21 protein-coding genes are annotated in these 18421 nt (G+C 46.9%); 9 read left to right on the forward strand and 12 right to left on the reverse strand.

Annotated elements, in window-relative coordinates:
• Positions 1 to 363: 363 nt before the first annotated feature.
• Positions 364 to 1542, reverse strand: coding sequence for a PAS domain S-box protein (locus H6F56_RS21475; protein ID WP_190672525.1), 1179 nt, complete (start codon positions 1540 to 1542; stop codon positions 364 to 366).
• 322 nt (positions 1543 to 1864) lie between these two features.
• Here H6F56_RS21475 and H6F56_RS21480 point away from each other — a divergent pair, with 322 nt between their 5' ends.
• From H6F56_RS21480 to H6F56_RS21490, 3 genes are all read left to right on the forward strand, one after another.
• Positions 1865 to 2098: a KGG domain-containing protein gene (locus tag H6F56_RS21480; RefSeq protein ID WP_190672528.1), complete on the forward strand. Its 234-nt coding sequence runs from the start codon at positions 1865 to 1867 to the stop codon at positions 2096 to 2098.
• Positions 2099 to 2808: 710 nt separating this feature from the next.
• Positions 2809 to 2997: a hypothetical protein gene (locus tag H6F56_RS21485; RefSeq protein WP_190672531.1), complete on the forward strand. Its 189-nt coding sequence runs from the start codon at positions 2809 to 2811 to the stop codon at positions 2995 to 2997.
• A gap of 17 nt (positions 2998 to 3014) precedes the next feature.
• On the forward strand, positions 3015 to 3254 hold the full coding sequence (locus tag H6F56_RS21490) for a hypothetical protein (RefSeq protein WP_190672534.1): 240 nt from the start codon (positions 3015 to 3017) through the stop codon (positions 3252 to 3254).
• 283 nt (positions 3255 to 3537) lie between these two features.
• Here the strand turns inward: H6F56_RS21490 and H6F56_RS21495 are convergent, their stop codons facing one another.
• A complete protein-coding gene (locus H6F56_RS21495) occupies positions 3538 to 3717 on the reverse strand; it encodes a hypothetical protein (RefSeq protein WP_190672538.1) in 180 nt (59 codons plus the stop codon).
• Positions 3718 to 3985: 268 nt separating this feature from the next.
• On the reverse strand, positions 3986 to 4156 hold the full coding sequence (locus H6F56_RS21500; protein ID WP_190672541.1) for a hypothetical protein: 171 nt from the start codon (positions 4154 to 4156) through the stop codon (positions 3986 to 3988).
• A 479-nt stretch (positions 4157 to 4635) separates the two neighbouring features.
• On the opposite strand from H6F56_RS21500, the gene H6F56_RS21505 reads away from it, so the two are divergent.
• Positions 4636 to 5265 (forward strand): peptidoglycan-binding domain-containing protein, encoded by a 630-nt coding sequence (locus H6F56_RS21505; protein WP_190672544.1) that lies wholly within the window; start codon positions 4636 to 4638, stop codon positions 5263 to 5265.
• A gap of 251 nt (positions 5266 to 5516) precedes the next feature.
• Here H6F56_RS21505 and H6F56_RS26980 read toward each other — a convergent pair whose 3' ends face one another.
• Positions 5517 to 5651, reverse strand: coding sequence for a hypothetical protein (locus H6F56_RS26980; protein ID WP_255513765.1), 135 nt, complete (start codon positions 5649 to 5651; stop codon positions 5517 to 5519).
• Between H6F56_RS26980 and H6F56_RS21510 the strand changes: the two genes are divergently transcribed.
• Both H6F56_RS21510 and psbM read left to right on the forward strand, forming a co-directional pair.
• Positions 5641 to 5937, forward strand: a complete 297-nt coding sequence (locus H6F56_RS21510; RefSeq protein ID WP_190672547.1) for a 2Fe-2S iron-sulfur cluster-binding protein — start codon at positions 5641 to 5643, stop codon at positions 5935 to 5937. The genes H6F56_RS26980 and H6F56_RS21510 overlap by 11 nt on opposite strands.
• A 45-nt stretch (positions 5938 to 5982) precedes the next feature.
• Entirely contained in the window at positions 5983 to 6099 is a 117-nt protein-coding gene (gene psbM, locus H6F56_RS21515) for a photosystem II reaction center protein PsbM (protein ID WP_190672550.1), read from the forward strand.
• 93 nt (positions 6100 to 6192) lie between these two features.
• Here psbM and H6F56_RS21520 read toward each other — a convergent pair whose 3' ends face one another.
• Complete coding sequence (locus tag H6F56_RS21520; protein ID WP_190672553.1) at positions 6193 to 7029, reverse strand: universal stress protein; 837 nt, start codon at positions 7027 to 7029, stop codon at positions 6193 to 6195.
• A 365-nt stretch (positions 7030 to 7394) separates the two neighbouring features.
• On the opposite strand from H6F56_RS21520, the gene H6F56_RS21525 reads away from it, so the two are divergent.
• Entirely contained in the window at positions 7395 to 7889 is a 495-nt protein-coding gene (locus H6F56_RS21525) for an acyl-CoA thioesterase (protein ID WP_190672556.1), read from the forward strand.
• 161 nt (positions 7890 to 8050) lie between these two features.
• Here the strand turns inward: H6F56_RS21525 and H6F56_RS21530 are convergent, their stop codons facing one another.
• From H6F56_RS21530 to hemC, 7 genes are all read right to left on the reverse strand, one after another.
• Positions 8051 to 9010, reverse strand: a complete 960-nt coding sequence (locus tag H6F56_RS21530) for an NAD-dependent epimerase/dehydratase family protein (RefSeq protein ID WP_190672558.1) — start codon at positions 9008 to 9010, stop codon at positions 8051 to 8053.
• A gap of 11 nt (positions 9011 to 9021) precedes the next feature.
• Positions 9022 to 9555 (reverse strand): peptidoglycan-binding domain-containing protein, encoded by a 534-nt coding sequence (locus H6F56_RS21535; RefSeq protein ID WP_190672561.1) that lies wholly within the window; start codon positions 9553 to 9555, stop codon positions 9022 to 9024.
• Between the two features lie 182 nt (positions 9556 to 9737).
• A complete protein-coding gene (locus H6F56_RS21540) occupies positions 9738 to 10703 on the reverse strand; it encodes a peptidoglycan DD-metalloendopeptidase family protein (protein ID WP_190672564.1) in 966 nt (321 codons plus the stop codon).
• A 406-nt stretch (positions 10704 to 11109) separates the two neighbouring features.
• Positions 11110 to 12660 (reverse strand): bifunctional metallophosphatase/5'-nucleotidase, encoded by a 1551-nt coding sequence (locus H6F56_RS21545; protein WP_190672566.1) that lies wholly within the window; start codon positions 12658 to 12660, stop codon positions 11110 to 11112.
• A gap of 177 nt (positions 12661 to 12837) precedes the next feature.
• Positions 12838 to 14262, reverse strand: coding sequence for a glycogen synthase GlgA (glgA, locus tag H6F56_RS21550; RefSeq protein WP_190672569.1), 1425 nt, complete (start codon positions 14260 to 14262; stop codon positions 12838 to 12840).
• A gap of 102 nt (positions 14263 to 14364) precedes the next feature.
• Positions 14365 to 15126, reverse strand: coding sequence for a glycosyl hydrolase 108 family protein (locus tag H6F56_RS21555; RefSeq protein ID WP_190672572.1), 762 nt, complete (start codon positions 15124 to 15126; stop codon positions 14365 to 14367).
• A gap of 220 nt (positions 15127 to 15346) precedes the next feature.
• Entirely contained in the window at positions 15347 to 16324 is a 978-nt protein-coding gene (gene hemC / locus H6F56_RS21560) for a hydroxymethylbilane synthase (RefSeq protein ID WP_190672575.1), read from the reverse strand.
• Positions 16325 to 16486: 162 nt separating this feature from the next.
• Here hemC and H6F56_RS21565 point away from each other — a divergent pair, with 162 nt between their 5' ends.
• Both H6F56_RS21565 and H6F56_RS21570 read left to right on the forward strand, forming a co-directional pair.
• A complete protein-coding gene (locus tag H6F56_RS21565; RefSeq protein WP_190672577.1) occupies positions 16487 to 17287 on the forward strand; it encodes a Uma2 family endonuclease in 801 nt (266 codons plus the stop codon).
• 248 nt (positions 17288 to 17535) lie between these two features.
• Positions 17536 to 18402, forward strand: coding sequence for a lipid kinase (locus H6F56_RS21570; RefSeq protein ID WP_190672580.1), 867 nt, complete (start codon positions 17536 to 17538; stop codon positions 18400 to 18402).
• Positions 18403 to 18421: the final 19 nt, after the last annotated feature.

The following is an 18421-nucleotide window of genomic DNA, read 5'->3' on the forward strand; positions in this document are numbered from 1 at the left end:
TCTGGAGTTGATGGTTTAATTAAACTAGCACTTCAATTAATGAATCTCGAACATCTCAAAAATTGGTTTACACATTGCTGCTACTGTACCTCATAGACTTCGAATTTGCTGTAATTGTGTAAGTTTAGGAAAAGGCGAGCGTTCGGACTTTGAGAAATTAAATTATATTGCAATAGAAACGCAGGTTGCAGCGGAATTTAGCTTAAAAAGTCGGCATATTTTTTTTCTTATGTGGCATCGGTTATCCAATTTTGCCAGCAAGTGTATTAATAGAAAAGTGTGATGTCTAGGTGGCGGTTGCCGGCACCGCCACTCTTAACTGAGCAAGCATCATGCTTTTTCCGCCCGTAGTAGAGTCTGGCATTAAAGCTTGCCATTCTGAATACTGACATCTTTTAAAACAATGTGCTGCTTACTATCAAACAGGATCTTTCTTTGCTGTTGTAATTTACTCAGTAGCCGCGTGATTGTCACCCTGGTGGTACAGCAAGTGTTAGCCAGATCCTCATGGGTGAGACGAACACTCAAACGAGTTCCTTCATCTACAGGTTCACCAATTTGCTGTTTTAGAAGATGCAACAAACAGGTTAATCGGTCGATGACACGCCGCTGTCCAAAAATCGCTAATAACGATTCTGTGTGCTGTAGGCGTTGGTTCATTTGAGTTAAAAGAGCTTGGGCTAGAATTGGCGAAGCTGTGATTTCTGCTTCAGAAAAACACACCAGATGAACGTCGGAAAGTGCTTTTGCTTCGTAAGTTTGTAGGGAAGTAGAACTCAGTCCAAAGTGCATTTGTGGCCCTAACAAACCCACGATTACCTCTTCGCCATTTGCACAGAGAGTGCTTAACTTGACCAATCCCTTAGAGACTTGCCAAATTACTTGGGGCTTGAGGGAGATAATTTCCCCTTTGGTGTAGACATAAGCAGGACGATCTTGGCTACCGTCGCTGCCATTATTTTCTCTTTGCGCTCGTTTTTGCTCCGTAATGTCACGAAGCAGCCACAGTAGGACAACTGGCTGGTTCGGGGTGCGGATAGTGGCAACTCTCATCGCCGCCTCCAACATTTCACCGTGACGCTGCTGTAGGCGCATTTCCCCCCATATCGCTTGATTGTCGTGGTACAGCCGATTTACTTGGGTGCGAAAGTCCTTGCGTTCTTCTGGGGGAATGAAAATGGCCAGCGGTTTACCGGCTAATGCCATCTGCGAAACGTTGAGCATCTGGGCGGCGGCCCGGTTTGCTTCGATGATCTTCCCGTCGCGATCCGTTACGATGTAGCCGTCTGGGGCGAATTCAAACAAATCTTCATAGCGCTGACGTTCGGCTTCTAACGCCGCTCGTGCTGATGTTAGTTCCTCATTCTTCAGCTGTAGCTCTTCCACGGCTACTTGCAATTCTTCAGAGGCGATGCCGAGTTCCTTGAAGGCTGCCGGCAGCAAATTCGGTTGCTCCTCAACGGAAGAATAAGCGTATTGATAAAGCTCGGCCAGCTGCCAGTGAAACGTCTCTACTTTCTTCGCAAATAACTTTACATTCACTGTCCACCTCTACCTTTTGTGCCTAGCAACTGAAGCATACAAACGTTCGAGCTAGTTTTACCACAATCCAATGAGAGATTTTTGAAGAAATTCCGAATAACTCTAGCTGAGTTATAGAATTTTACACAAAAATCCTATAAAAAAACAACCCGGCCTAATAAAAAGGCTGAAGTCAACCTTCCTAGCCTTTTAAGAATTTCTTGTGTTCTTTGGCACAGCTAAATTTAATGCTGCTGTGTCTCTCCAGGCAGATGATTCAAGAGGGCAGCAGCGATAATTTGTTAAAAATGTCAAATATTCTAGAAATACAAGGATTAAGGTCATGTCAGACACCAGCAAGCGTGGTTTTGCCTCGATGGATCAAGACAAGCAGCGTGAGATCGCTAGCAAGGGCGGTCATGCAGCACATGAAAAAGGAACCGCGCACGAATTCTCATCTGAGGAGGCTAGAGAAGCTGGCCGCAAGGGTGGTGAAGCTGTAAGCAAAAATCGGGAACACATGGCTGCAATTGGCCGCGAAGGTGGCAAAAAAAGCCGCAAGAAAAGTAAGGAGTAATTACATTTGCAGCACAAGAATATTTCGCAAGCGCTGTCTATTGCTGATTTAAAATCTAGAATCAGTCATCCATAGAATTTATCCAAGCATTTCTTTAGGTTTTCTGACCTTGTCCTGTCCTTTAACAGCGCAGTGCTTACACCCGATGAACTCCAACCCCGGTTCAAAAACTGGGGTATTTTTTTGGCCGGCTAAATATCAATTGCTGGGTGCTCGCCATCTCATCCCACGTCGCACTCAGAGGTGTGATTAGATTGGTATTGCTGTCTCGCTGCCGGCATCGCCTGCGTCTGTATAGGGGCAACTGCCGGCCAGTATGAATGCAAGTCGCTATAAATCTAGAAACTAAAGTTTAGTCAAATGTCAGTATAGAATATTAAAAGAAGCTTTAAAGTTTTTGCCATTGCTATTTAAAATGATAATCATAGACAAAATTCACTGTAATATAAGATTAGCGTCCGCCCAGCAAAAAATATATTTTATTGTGTATTAATTGATACTAAAAAATTTTACAATAAACCTATTCTTCAGATAGAGAGTTGAATCAGAAACTAGCCGTTATTCTATTAAATAGAGATAGCAACTCACATTTAACAGCAAAATAGTTGGGAGGATTGCAATAGGGAATAAGTCAACCTCTGTTGTAAGTACCTCGTCTACTTGGCGCTTGGCATTCTCCCAAACTTTTTTTTCATTTTGAGAAACACAGAATGGCCATTGAAGAAACTTACAGCCAACAACGATTAACTTTATCTTGTTGTGATGATTACGCATCTGATGTTTGGGAATTGCCAGGGTTACCTCGTCACTGTCAAGCTAAGGAAATCTGGAAAGATATCAGTTTAGCCGGCTGCAAATATCAAGTAACCTCCGCAAAGAGAGACCTATCAAAGATCTAAAAGAAGAGTGAAGGAAAATGTTTGATTCTCAACCTGTAGATAAATTTAGCTTTTTTTATCCCCGGAGCCGTTACCAAGGCGAGTTTACCCCGCAACAGCTCGCTTTTAATGCAAATCTGCAAGAATTTTCTCAGAGAATTAGTTATATCTCTGCTTTAGAAACTGGCGGTAAAATTTCTCCAGAGCAAGCCTATCAAGATATCGAAAGCCTCTGGAAGGAATTAAAGCGCAGCAAGAAAGAGCTAATGTCTGATTAAATGACTCTATCCTGCTTGGAAATAGCCATTTTATTCAATTAGTTGTAATATTTATAGCGGGCAAGATGCCCGCACTACAAGCTTTCTCGTAGTATTAGAGAACATCGGCAGACCGTTCCCTCAGATTGCCGGCTTGTGAAAGCCAATGCCCCTATGTATTTCAGCATAGGGGCAATTGTTTTGAGTATTTTGTGAATGCGTTTAACAAGTTCGATAATCTGCCGGCACCGCAGCAAGCCGGCGAGGGTGTGAAGTGGGCGAAGCGAACACACTCAGAACGTATTTACTTCTTATCAAGCAACCCAACTTTCGCCCAAATCGAATGAACTGCTAAAGCACGGACTAAAGCTTTCATATCTTCAGACAGTTTCTCCTCAGTTTTATCAGACTGAAGCTGTGTCTGTGCCGGCGCAAACTCTTTTTTGGCCATAATTGTGAGTTGTTGAGTTTTGTGTGCGGTCATATTCTGATGACCCTCCTTTATTGCGTTACAACTCCTGTATACCTACTATGCCGTGTTTTCCCTGAGACTTGTGTGACGGTTGTCGCCGGCACCTGTGACACTCGTCTCCCATTGCTGCGATCGCTACCAAAGTCCCTGGCAAACCTGGGTTTGCGAAGAAGACTGAGAGGGAGATGGGAAGATAGGGAGAGAATTAAATGTGGTTTAACCGATTTTAAAAAGCTTTTATATACTTGAGCCGGCTATCAATCAGCACATCCCATGTTTTTTAAGTAGCTTTACAGAGAAACCAGATGTGCCACTTAATAAATTGTCTACTTTCATCAGCCATCCGCTTAACTTTTACCAAATTCATCAATACGGGTTGTGTCGCTTTAAATTCGGGATGCCGACAGGAATTGTTTAAGCCGGCACTCACCCCGCCAGTCAAATTCAACATCTGCTCTCCGGCTGTCAATTTAGAGAGTGACACACAACTGAAGGCTTCACTCAATGTAACTAACATAAATTGGGCAACAAGTGAGACACGCTTTTAAGATATCAGGGGAGCAAATCGATGTGGGAAAAACTAATTCAAGCCGCGTTGATCACATTCTTACTTTATCATTTCTTGAATCTCACTCCTTCAGTAACCCACTCTACATCAAATGAATATCGGCTTTCTTTTTCAGAACTCTTAAAAGGCTATGACCCTTAAAACTGTTTGATTTTGAAAAGCTGATAACCTGCCAAAAATCGCCTACTAAGCACCTGACAGCTTTGGCTTGTTAAGCAATAAGACTTTTTATTGCTTTCTGGTAAGAATTTTGTATTACAAGCAAAACTGCTGGGCTTTGAGCTTTGGGATCGAGTACACCTGAAGCAAAGCAAAAAAAACGACTTCTTGAACTGAATTTTCTAACAATTTAGGGGGAAATTATGGAAACTCTTGCTTACACACATCTAGCAGTAGCGTATGAAGAACCTGCCAACAGCGAGCTAAATTTAGCCGGCATCAACTGGAAAAAGCTTTCTAGCCGTACTTTTATTCGTTTCCTGTCCTTAGCAATGGCGTTGAGTATTGTCAGCATGGCCGGCAACGCTTTTGCCGCACTGCGTCGTGGGAATAGTGGCGCACAAGTCACCAATCTTCAAACTCGCTTAATCAATGCCGGCTACTATAATGGCCCGGTCACCGGCTACTTTGGCAGCCTGACTGAGGCAGCAGTCAAACGCTTTCAGCAAGCTAAGAAGATATCTGTGGATGGCGTTGCCGGTTCGGTGACGCTGTCATACCTGCCAAACGGTAGCGGTGGCGGTACTGGCTATCCCAGTCGTACCCTCTCTCGCGGTTCTAATGGCCAAGATGTGGTGAACCTCCAGAATAAGTTGCGTGCATCTGGCTTTTATAATGGGCCGGTGACCGGATATTATGGCTCCTTAACTGAGGCAGCAGTGAAGCGCTTCCAACAATATTACGGGTTAAAGAGTGATGGAATTGCCGGCTCTCGGACGCTTGGGGTGATACAAACTGTAGCCATTGCGCCCTCACCCGCTCGCCTGTCATAGACTGGGGAACGAAGCCGCTTACCGCAACTATCGGTAGTAGCTCACACCAATAGGCGTGCCGGCACGTCGCGACAAATCTTCAAAGGCGCATGAAATTAAATGAAACCGGCATCAACCTGTCGTTGGTGCCGGCTCTTTTACGGTTTATTTTAATTTAACTTTTTTTAACATTTCGTAATAAAATGTAGGTAAAGAAACAAAAGCGATTGATAATAAACCGCTCATGCCACTGTCAAGTCTGAGTGTTGGCATCAGCTAAACCGTCGAGACAGATCGCACCACTTAGCTTTGCCGGCATCGACAAGGGCTAATGTCCCCAAGCATTGAGCCAAAACCCGTGCAGCTATCTGACACACCACAGCAAGGAGAATCAGAATGGGTAACATCAAATTTGAACAAGAAAACAAGGAAGTGGTTGCAGCAGATGGGGCGAACTTAAGGCTCAAAGCCCTAGAAAATGGCATCGACCTCTACAAAACCTGGGGAAAGATGATGAACTGTGGGGGCTACGGTCAATGCGGCACTTGCTTGGTGGAAATCGTCGAAGGGATGGAAAATGTCTCGCCTCGCACTGAGGTAGAAAATCGCAAATTGAAGAAGAAACCTGAAACTTATCGTTTAGCCTGCCAAACCCTCGTCAATGGGCCGGTCACTGTGAAAACAAAGCCGTGATATTCTAGAATTACGGAATTTTCAGATAACACAGAGGCCGGTTTAATGGAAGTTAATGATTTAGGATTTATTGCGAGTATCCTGTTTGTGCTAGTCCCAGCCGTTTTCCTCTTGATTCTTTACATTCAAACGGCTAGCCGCGAGAGCAAAAGAGGTTCTTAGGAGTTGGCTATAACTGGCTTAAGACAACACAGGCACCCGGATAGTTTTCCGTTGGTGCCTTTGCTGTTTTGAAGTGGATGGGGACTGTGTGCGCTATGCCTCAGCCACACTCCGGGCTAATAACACCGGACAGTTGGCATAAACTCTGACGTAGTCTGACAGAGAATTGCCGAGGAGCCGGTCGAGATCGACAAAGCTTTTCGCAATTGAAGGCCGGCGATCTGGGGAACCGAGCATCAACAGGTCAACATTTGACTCCTCGGCAATGCGGCAAATTTCTTCGCCGGCTTTCCCTTTGGCAGTGAGGCAGCGCGTAGCAACGCCGTACTTTTTCGCCTCAGCCACTGCCGCCGCTAAAACCGGGTCAGCTTCAGGTTTGGCGGTCGGATCGGGGGGGTTGACGTGGGAGAGTACCAATTGCCCTCCTTTGATATCTCGCAGCAAGAATAAAGCCAGCTTTAAGCAATTCTGGGCGGAGTCGGATTTGTTCATCGCCACCATGATGCTTTTGATCCGTTTGACATAAATGTCATCCTTAACCAGGAGCATCGGGCGAGAGGTGAGCTGAAAAACGTACTGACTGACAGAGTTTTCTAAGATCGATTGCAGCCGGCCTAAGCCGCGCGAACCCATGATAATCAGGTCAGCATTGATTTCCTCAGCGATTTCACAAACAGTGGTTTTGGGGTCGCCTTGCTTCAGTCTTGCCGTAACTTTTTTGGGGTCTAAGTTCAAACTCTGAATTGCTTCAGCAAGAATTTTGCCCCCTTCTTCCAGTTTTGCAGCCATTGCGTCGGCGCTGACTTGCTCTGGCACGACGTGCAACACAGTGACGGATGCCTTTTGGATTGAAGGAATTTCCATCAGCATCTTCAGCATCTGTTCGCACAGCCCGCGACCGGCAACGCCTATCAAAATTTTTTCTATCATTGGTTCATCTCCTTAAAATAGCTGGGTGTGTTGAGCATCAGGCTCGGTAATTTCTTTGACTTGTTAAAGGGAAAGAATCTCTGTTACATCCTAGCTTTGTGGCAAAACTCGCTCTAACGCTCCCTCTGTGGCCGGGAGACTACAAGCACTCCTCTTGCCTCCAGGCGGGTTTCAAGCTAAATTTTCTCTCAGTCTGCCGTTGCCGGCTGCTTCGCGCCTGCGCTAACCCACAGATGAGAGTAGGCATTTCCATCTTCTAGGATTTTTGCAACAGGTTTAGTGAGCCGGCCATCTACGATTTAAGGATAAAATTGAGTCCGCACTCGGAATTTGTAGAAATTTAGCGTTTTTCAACAATTTGTAAAGTGTCTGAGCAAAACCAAATACAACCGCAACTGCAACCCACTGTTGCACTGGACAAACTCTCGTCTGCGACATCAGGAACCTGGTTTGAGTATCCAGTACGAGTGCAGCCGCACCACACAGACTATAGCGGCAATGTCTGGCATGGTTCCTACATTGCCTGGATGGAAGAGGCGCGGGTGGAATGCTTGCGCTCGCTTGGCATCAACTTTGCCGATCTCGTCGCGTTAGGATGCGATCTGCCGGTGGTGGAACTCACCGTGCGCTACCACCGTTCTGTGCAGATGGGAATGGCTGTTGTCGTCAGGACGCGCATGGACGATCTGGAGGGGGTGCGGCTGAATTGGGATTATCAAATTCAGTCGCCCGATGGCCAACAGCTATATTTGACGGGTCGGGTGACGTTGGTGGCGGTTGACCGAGAAAAGGGTAAGATTCTGCGTCAACTGCCGCCGGCAGTTAAAGATGCGCTAGCCCGACTTACGGGGGGGCGCTAGTTCTGTGAGGGTGATCTGATTGTCGTTAATCACAGCGTTGAACTCAGATTAATCGGCCACGAAACTACGAAACTTACTTAGGGCAAAGCATTTGGATATAAAAATCGTCGCTAAACACGATCAGTTATCCCCGAATGTTTTGCCTCTAAAGAACCGACGATCTAAATACTTTTGACTATCTCTCGCAGGGTTTCTTCAACTGAACGTGGTTGCCAGCCGAGTTCTTGTCGCGCTTTACCGGCATCTACTCGGACGCAGCGATCATAAACATAGTGAACTCGCTCTCGGCTGAGAGGCGGTTGCCAGGAGAAAAAACGTCCAATCGGATCGAGGAGATTGCCGGCTAGCCTAACAATAAATTTCGGGGCTTCAGCCGGCACTTTAATCCCAGTTTCCTGACTAAAAATCCCAAACATTTCGCGAGTGGAGAGATCGCCGGCAGAGATAATGTAGTGTTCCCCCGGTTTGCCGCGTTCTGCCGCCAAAATCATCGCGGTGGCCAAGTCATCGACGTGAACGATGCCGGTGATCCGATCGCCTCCTGCCCACAACTTCAAACCTCCCTTGAGAAATTGCTTCATCACCGGCCCAAAATGCGGGTCATCGCTGCCAAAAATTCCAGAAGGCAGAAGACTCACCACCGGCAGTCCTTCCTTAGCAAATTGATCCACCAACTGCTGCGCTTCGTATTTGGTGCGATCATAGGCAGAGGAGAAGCCGGTTTGCGTGCGTTTAAACGTTTCACTCACAACCTGTCCGCCGGTATCTCCAAACACCCCAATTGTGCTGCAATAAACCATTTTTTTCACACCGGCAGCTTTTGCGGCTTCCAGTACGGCGCGGGTTCCTTCCACATTCACCCGGTGCATTTGCCCCTCATTGACTATACCCAGTTCCACATAAGCCGCTGTGTGAAAGACAGTATCCGCGCCGGCGATTGCTGCTTTCAAGGCTTCGCTGTCGGTAATATCGCCATAAGCGAGCGTGATATTGCAATCTGCAAGGCGAGATAAATCGCTGGACTTTCGCACAAAGCCGATGACTGAGTGGCCTTGCGCCAACAGCAGCCGCACTAAGTGAGAGCCGGTGAATCCATTTGCGCCGGTAACAAGTGCTTTCATAACCACCCTGATTAAACTGGTTCAATAAACTTACGGTTTGCTCTCACGAAGAACGCTGCACCCCTTTCATTGACGACCATCCAGGGCTTACCTACCCAATCAAATTGAATGGGATGGGTGTAGTCTTGATGGGGAGAAAACGTCTGACCGTTTGGGAATACATACTCAGCGGGATATTCCATCCCAGGGCCACTGCGACCGTTCAGACCGCTAACAATGACACGCCATGCCGGCCAGCGTCCCTCGATAAAATCCCCACTGATATTGGCTTCAGGGCGCGAAGCGGGAGCGGCAAACTGTTCCAGCGCTCCTCCGATATTCGGGATGCTGACCATTCCCTGAGTTGCCTGACTTAGCGCCCCGCTGGTTGTTGGGCCAACAATCCCGTCAATTTTCAGCCCTGCCTCTTCTTGAAAAGCTTTGACAATGTCATCGGTTCGCGCGTCGAATTCAGCGTTAATTCGCCCAATACTGTATCCCAAAGTTTCTAATTGTCGCTTTAATTGCTCAACTTCGGAACTTCGATCTCCAAGTTTTAAAGCCATTGTTTGACCTCCGCTATCAATTTACGTTTGCGCTTACAGCGAGTCTAGCTTGCTTTTGGGTTCAGACTTATCGCGGTTTGCCAGTAGCTTACCACACCGATGTCTGGGGCAGATTTGAGCGTTCAATTGTCACTTTGCCAACCGAGATTATTTTAAACCGGCCTATACAGTTTTTCTGGATCTCACTTGGTTGGAAAAGTGCTGTCATTTGACACTGACAATGATTGCGTCACCGGCATTGATCCGATGTAGTTTTGCGGATCTTCTGCTGACACTGACAATGATTGCGTCACCGGCATTGATCCGATGTAGTTTTGCGGATCTTCTGCCACCCAACCCAGTTGAGTGGAATAGCGAATTTCAAAATGCAAATGCGCTTCGTTGACATCAGGACTGCCGGTGGAACCCACTGTACCCAGGGACTCTCCCTGGTTAACCTGCTGGCCGGCTTTTACGGAAATAGTGTCAAGGTGTGCATAGCGAGTTTGTTTTCCGCGCGGGTGATTCACAACCACTAAATTCCCGTAATTTCCTTGTTCGCCGGCAAATGCGACGATGCCGGTGCCGGCTGCCAAAATTAGGGTTCCCACCTTCGCTTGCAAGTCTATTCCACTGTGGAATCCCACTTCACCCCGCAATGGCATCAGTTGCCAGCCATAGCGCAAAATCACAGGGGCTTCTTCTGACAAAGGATAGCCGACAACCGCACCAGCATCCCGATCCGTTGTACTCGGCGCATTTTGTTCTGCTGGATCTTTTGGCGACCAATTCACTCCCGGCACAAACACCACTGGCGGGGCCGGTTGGCAGCCATTGACCTCGAAAAGCACGTCCGGACGCACATTATAGGCCGTTGCGATACTTTCCCACGTTTTGCCGGCAGGAACTTCTACACGAATGCCATTGTAAGGCGGAATCAAAATTTCACTTCCCACCGGCACCTCACCCTTTTGCAAAATTGGGTTCATCCCCATCAGTGTTGACGGAATGAGATTGTATTGACTCGCAATAGTTTCCAGCGTTTCGCCGGCAGCAATCGTGTGCCGTTTCACGCGAGACAGTGCCGGTGGTTGGCAGTTCGCGCTTTTCGTTTGCTGCGCGTTAACGTGAGTTTCTATAGTGCCAATTCCCAAGCACAGCAGAGTCATGATAAAAAACCGCAATTTTAGGTTTTTGCCTGGAGATTTTGGTTTAAAAATCACTTGAGAGATTTTATGGAGTTTCAGCATTTTACCACTTCACTCAAACCTAATAATTTTACAAACGATACGTTTTGACAATCTAAAAGTTTTCGTGCCATTTTCAGGCACAAACCTTATCTTCAAGCTTTTACGCTGACAGATAGGACTCCTCAGTCAACTTAGCTATAAGATAAAATTGAGAATTTTAATGTTCCTGAAAAATTTTCATAACAATTAAGCAAATATTTAAAGTTTGCGTTTGCTAAGGTTTTCGCATATATTCTCTGTTTTTTTCGCAATCCTGATTTATTATAATATTTATCATTCCTGAGAAAAGAGGGGAAAGAAACCACATCTTTCCCGCTTTCCTCGCTTATCTGTGAACAACTGCCGGCAAGGCTAACGATTGCTTTACTTGAGGATGTAATTTAGAAGAAACCGAAGAATTTTGCCGTTTTAACTCGTCTATCAAAGTAAAACGCATATCGCGCTTTTTCTCAATCACTTGCACACCTGGTTGTTCAGGAGTTAAAAAATCTAAATTCTTTTCTTTGCCTTTTAGCAAAAAATCATTAATCGCCACAAGATAGCGCCGGCTGAGGTCGAGTGGTTCACCGGCAATCAGCCAAGTGCGACTCTCTGGACTCAAACTTACATTAGCCGTTTGCAGATAGCCGCCGGTGCCTTGGTTAGCAATTCCTTGATCTAGCACCCGTTTAAGCACCTGACCTTCCATTGATACAGCCAAAACATTCCCACCAAAGGGCATAATCCGAATTACATCATATTCCGTCACCGGCCCTGGTGGAATCACATCATCAATCCGAATCGAACCCCCATTAAAAATAGCGAGATCCGCATTGGTTACTTCGCGCAACATTCCCATTGCAATTAACTCAGTCAGCAAAGTAGGCCGGTTGCGGACGCTTGCTTCCAAACCATCAAGCGCTACAGCCGTTGTCGTTATCTGTTTTTCCGGTGCAAAGCCATTCGCACGAAATCCTTGAAAACCTCGTTCTTGCCATTCCTGAACCACTTTTTCAGTTTCAGGATCTTCGGGAATGTCAGATGTCAATGGCGTCAGGCGAGATTCAACTTTAAGGCTGCGGGTTTTTGGGTTGTAATGCAAGTGATGAATATAAACAGTGCGGACATTAGAATCTGCTTTAAATAAGGGAGTTAAATCGCTGCCACGCCACTGCTGAATGTTTTCATGTTCATGTCCCCCCAGAACTAAATCAATTTCAGGGACAGATTCAGCCAGTTCTTGATCTTTCGCCAAATTCAGGTGAGTAACTGCAACAATAATATCAACTCGACCTTTAAGCGGTTGCACCTGTTCTCGTGCCGTTTCAATTGGATCGCGGTAGCTAACATAATTGGGGCGGTTGCTGTCAATGGTAACGCCAATTAATCCAATTTTAACGACCCTTCCCTTCTTACTTTTAACACTAATAATTTCAGATAACGGTACATCTGGGAAAGATTTACCGGCAGCGTCAAATACATTACTAGAAAACCATTTAAACCGAGATTCTTTAAGTCGCTGGTAAAACTGGTCTTCTTTAAGGTCAAACTCGTGATTGCCAAAGGTTGCGTATTCTAACCCCATTGCATTCAACACTGCCACCATTTGTTGGCCGGCAAGGGGTTCACCATTAACTTTTGCAGTGCCAAGTGCGGAAGGACTGAAAAAATCGCCGGCGAGAATCGTATAAGTGTGGGGATTCTGCGCTAAAAGACGCTTGCGGATAGTGGCAACACGCGCCAATCCCCCCATTTTTCCACCGGCAACCGGCGTAATTTCATAAACATCATTGAACTGCAACAATGTGATGTCAACAGGTTGGGCGAAAGCCGGCCTGATTAAAGCAATCGCCAATACCAGCAGCACCAGAATTAACACTTGCCATTGTCGTTTCATAGCCGGCATCTAAAAAAATAAAAATTGAGTAGATAGAGAGCGGGAGAGGGGTTCCTAGGGGCGTCTTGTATACCATTTTTGCTGGCTGCTAACGCCCGTACACAGAGGGGGAGAATGGGAGAAATATCCATACCTTTAGGTTGGCGCAGCCATGCCCCATTCCCCATGCCCCATTCCCTATTTTGCCTTCGCCAATTTTGTCTGTGGCTGCGGATCTGCTGGTTCCTCGGTGATGCCTAAAATTGAGTTGTACAGTCTGACATACTCCTTGGCGGATTTAGTCCAACTAAAGTCTTGTTGCATCCCCCGCTTTTGCAACTCCTGCCATTTGTCGTGGAAACGGTAGGCTTCAGAGGCGCGTACCATAGAGGTGTAAAGGTCTAGGGGTTCGTAGCGGTCGAAGCAGTAGCCGGTGCCGGCATTAATATTAGGATCATGGTGAGAAACTGTATCCACTAAGCCGCCGGTGCGCCGCACGATAGGCACACAACCGTAGCGCATGGCGAGCATTTGGCTGATGCCGCAAGGCTCAAACCGGCTCGGCATTAAGAAAGCATCGCAGCCGGCATAAATGCGCCGCGAAAGGGCATCGTTATACAGCAAATAGGTGGCCATACGACCGGGGAAACGGGAGGCAATCTGCCACATTTGGGTTTCGTAATAGCGATCGCCGGTGCCCAGCAAAACTAACTGGGAATCCGTATAAGCCATAAATCGATCAAGGATCTGCAAGATCAAATCGATTCCCTTCTGTTCTACCAACCGCGTCACAATGCCAATTAAGAAAGCACCTTTGTTGACTTCTAAGCCCACTTCTTCTTGCAAAGCAATTTTGTTCACAATGCGTTTATCAAGAGTCTCAGTCGTGAACGTTTCAGGGAGATATCTGTCAGTGGCGGGGTTATAGCTTTCGGTATCGATCCCGTTAACAATGCCGCTTAATTTACTGCTGATAAAAGATAGCAACCCTTCAATTTTTTCCCCATAAGCTGCTGTCTTGATCTGCTCGGCATAGGTGGGGGAGACGGTGTTAACGCGATCAGCAAACTGAACAGCAGCCGCCATCGTGTTATGACCCTGCATATACCAAGGGCACCAGGTAATTTTATCTAAATACCAGCGCCACGGCCCTTGATAGGCGAGGTTGTGAATCGTAAAGACAGTGCTGATATCAGGATCTTGGCTCATCCACACGGGGATCATGCCGGTGTGCCAGTCGTGGCAGTGGATAATCTGGGGTTTCCAGTAGTTCCAGGCAAACTCAGCAGCTCCATTGGCAAACAGGGTGAAGCGCCAGTCTTCGTCATCGCCCGAGTAGATGCGGCGAGGTAAGAAGGAGGGATGGCCAAATAAGTACAGGGGGACATCGCTGCCGGGGAGAACGGTTTCGTAAACGGAAAAGCTCTGGAACATGGCATATCCCTGCCAGACAGGCTCTTTGGGAACCTTCATTTTGTCTGGCACGAAGCCATAGTAAGGCATGAAGATGCGGACATCATGCCCCATTTTTCGCAACACTTGAGGCAGAGCACCGACAACATCGCCCATGCCACCCACTTTTGCTATGGGAGCCGCTTCTGCGGCAACAAAAAGAATTCGCATTATTTCTTGGTGTTCCCTGATATGGTCAGTTTGTACCGTCATCATACCTGTGCGATAGCACAGCTGTACTCTGCGCCGGCACTAACGCTGGGTTGAATTCTTTTATTGAGACTGTTTGAGCGTCACCACGACTTCTTCAAGCAGGTTGATGACTTGGGCTAGTTTTTCAACAATTTTGTCTTTCTTTTCCGAGTTGAGGCTTAACTGGGGACTGACAGACTCTTCCTTGCTCCCTTGCTCTTCTAAAGCAGGTAGATTTGGCTGAGGGTTTGTCTGTTTAGCAGTGGGGTTGTTAGCCTGCGCAACCGCTACATCCCCGCCGGCAGAGGTTGCGTTGTTAAGCTGGCTAATTAAGCGCAGTAAGTCCTTATCCCGATTTAGCCATCCCTCTAAAAAGATTTTGTGGCTAGGGGTTGATTTGACTCGCTGCTGCCGATAGTCGAGTCGGCACTGACAGTAACGCTTGGCTGTTTCCAAGTTATTTGCTTGCTGCAATGCTGCCATTGTTTTGGGGCCAAAATCGCCGTCTACCGACACGCCGCCCAGTGCTTCTTGCAGAAATTCGGTACTGCCGGTGACGCCAAAATTTACGGCTGTGTCGAAGTGGACAATCGCCAAAGGCAAACACATTAAGTCAGCTTTGCAAGCCTTCCAGTAAAGTTCAAGATAAGCTTCTTCGACTTCGGCTTTGGTAATTTTGCTAACTGTCTGTAGGGGTAAACTTTTGTTTTGGCGATAGGTGTCGTAGGTGGCTTGAGTAATTCCGCGATTTACCGCGCCACCCACATCGTTGGGGGAATAACCTCCTTCCCATTTGAGGGTGAACTGAAGTGCTGTTTTAAACGCATCAATGGGTTGAGTCATATTTTCGGTTTTGAATTTAAAACCGCAGATCAATTGCCGGCAGGAATGCTTGCGCCACAATATAAGCGGTAGATGCTTTCATGCATACGCCGATATTTGTGGGGTTTTAGAAATATCTGCTACCGACTGTATTTACCTGCGGTTTTTATAGTTTTGAGCTACTGGTGAGATTCAACCGATTGTAATTCTCACCAGGAATTCTCAACCTAAAATCTTGGATCTAATGTTTTTGCTCCCGTTGAATTTGGGCAAAGATTTCTGCCAAGATTTCTTGTGCGCCTTGTTCCCGCAATTTGTGAGCAAGTTCGATGCCAAGTTGTTCGGCATTTTCAGCAGGGCCGGTGATGGTATCTTTAACCAATTGCTTGCCGTCAAGGCTGGCTACCATGCCCGTTAAGGTCAGTTGATCCCCTTCAATTGTGGTATTGACGCCAATAGGAACTTGACAACCACCTTCAAGTGTGCGTAAAAGAGCGCGTTCCGCATAGCAGCGCTGGGCGGTGGGGGTATGTTCGAGGACTTTAAGAAGATTTAAAATTTCCGTGTCACCGGCACGACATTCGATGCCGAGTGCGCCCTGTCCGACGGCGTGGAGGGAAATTTCAGCCGGGATGACTTGGTGGATGCGATCACTCATTCCCAGCCGGTGTAGGCCGGCAACCGCTAAGATAATCGCGTCATACCCGCCCTCATCCAGTTTCGCCAGTCGGGTATTGAGGTTGCCCCGAATATCTTTAAATTCCAAATGGGGATAGTGGTGGCGCAGTTGAGCAAGGCGTCGCAAAGAGGAGGTGCCAATCACTGCACCTGCCGGCAACGTTTCCAGTTGCTTGTCTTTGTGCTTTTCATGCACCACCAGCGCGTCTGCTGGGTTTTCCCTTTCGCTAACGCATCCGAGAATTAAGCCTTCGGGTAAGTTAGTGGGCAAATCTTTGAGGGAATGCACGGCTAAATCCGTCTCATTCTGGAGCATTCCGACTTCAAGTTCTTTGGTAAAAAGTCCTTTGTCACCAATCTTGGCGAGGGCGACATCCAGAATTTTATCGCCCTGGGTAGACATGGTGTGGACTTCAAACGTGCAATCTGGGTAGTGTTTCTGGAGTTGTTCTTGCACCCAGTAAGTTTGGACAAGGGCGAGTTGACTTTTGCGGGAACCGATGCGAACTGTGCGAGTAGGGGCAGATACGATTGGGGACATAGAACGATCGCGCCAAATGAGCGAATAAAGTCACTTTATCTAGGCTACCGCAGTGCGTGACTCCTAAATACCTTGGGGTTAATTTGGGGGATAAAGTAGAAATGGCACCGGCATGGAATATCCCTACATAAACTTTCTCCCTCAGTGGAAGTGAGGCTTGTTATGTTTCGAGTCAAGTACCCGGTTGAGCAAAGCGATCCGCCCCTTTCTCCGAGGGAAACCCTGCCTACAATGTATGATTTGCCCAGCGAAAACCCGGAGGAACCTGGTTTGCCTGACGTATTTCATTATTTCCAACCAGAATTGCTGCGTCGCACGTTCCGCCCTCGCCAATATTTTCCAGATCAGGTGTTTGCCGGCAGCGACATAAATCTTTACTACGATGTTCATCACCAAAATAGGTATAAACGCCCAGATTGGTTTGGAGTCGTAGGCGTGCCGAGGCTCTACGATGGGCATGATCTCCGCATGAGTTATGTGATTTGGCAAGAAGGAGTCAGTCCCTTTGTCGTGGTGGAATTACTATCACCAGGAACAGAAAAGGAAGACTTGGGAGAAACTGAGCGGGATGCGAATAAACCGCCTGGGAAGTGGGAGGTTTACGAGCGAATTTTGCGGATTCCTTATTATGTCGTGTTTAATCGCTACAACAACCAGTTGCGAGCCTTTAGTTTACAAGCCGGTAACTATCAGGAATTAGAATTAAATGAACCGAAAATTTGGATGCCTGATATTGAATTAGGTTTAGGCTTATGGCAGGGAGTTTATGAAGGTTTAGATCGCTTGTGGTTACGTTGGTACGACGCTGAAGGAAATTGGATTTTGACTGAAGAGGAGGCGGCACAGCAGCAGGTTGAGGCGGCACAACAGCAGTTAGGAATGGAACGACAACGTGCGGAAGATGCTGAAAGACGAGCTGAGGAATTAGCGCAGAGATTGCGGGATTTAGGAATTGATTTGTAGTAGGTAAATGCTGGACGCGAAATTGATTTTTGAATAACTGTGAGGTGGATATTCTTTAACTCAATAAGTGTCCATATGTCATGGTTTCTGCAAATGCAGCCGGCTTTTTAGGACGAATGGTTGATAATGAGCTTTTGAGGAAATGAGGGGGTGAAGTGCTCGACTGTTCAACTTCCCTATGACAACCGGCACATTTAGCCAGACAATAAAGAAAATAATCTTGCTGGATTGCTGATCCATGAGGCCGAATGAGTCAACGCGCACTGCTGCTAGTTAATCCTAACGCTCGCCTGGGACAGGAAGGCCGGCTGCAAGCTCTTCAACAATTGCAAGAATTGGGTCTAGAACTGATAGAGGAGTCTGCTGAAAACCCAAAAGCATTGCCTGATCTGATCCGACATTATAGGCAACAAATCGATTGTGTGATTGTTGGGAGTGGGGATGGCACGATCAATGCTGCCTTGGATGGCTTGGTAGACACCGGCTTGCCTTTAGGAATCTTGCCATTAGGTACTGCGAATAATCTAGCCCGTAACTTAGGAATTCCCCAGTCCCTACCGGCAGCTTGTGAAATTATCGCCCAAGGTAAACGCCGCACCATAGACATCGGCTGCGTCAATGGCAAATACTTTCTCAATGTTGCCGGCATAGGATTGAGTGCTGAAATTAATAAGCGAGTGTCAAAACAATTTAAGCGACGTTGGGGATCAGTCGCCTATGCTGCCACCGCTTTACAAGTCCTCTGGCAAAGTCGGCCTTTTTGGGCAGATATTCAAGGGAATAACGAGTATATTCGCGTTAAAACTGTTCAAATTACTGTCTGCAACGGTCGCTATTATGGCAGTGGGTTGAGCGTATCTGAAAATGCGACAATTGATGACCAAAGGCTGGATCTCTATTGCGTAGAAATTCAACACTGGTGGGATCTAATTCCCCTATTACCGGCGATTATTAAAGGCAAACCTGGTCGTGGTGTGCGGACATTGCAAGCCCAAACTATCGAGATACAAACGCGCCGCTCTTACTTAATTGATGCGGATGGCGAATTAACCGGCAACACACCCGCACAATTTCAAATTATCCCACAAGCATTATCTGTTTTCGTGCCGGAGTAAGTACGGCAGAGAGCTAAAG

It is taken from the genome of Microcoleus sp. FACHB-672 (assembly GCF_014695725.1).
In the GTDB taxonomy this organism is placed as follows: Bacteria; Cyanobacteriota; Cyanobacteriia; order Cyanobacteriales; family Oscillatoriaceae; genus FACHB-68.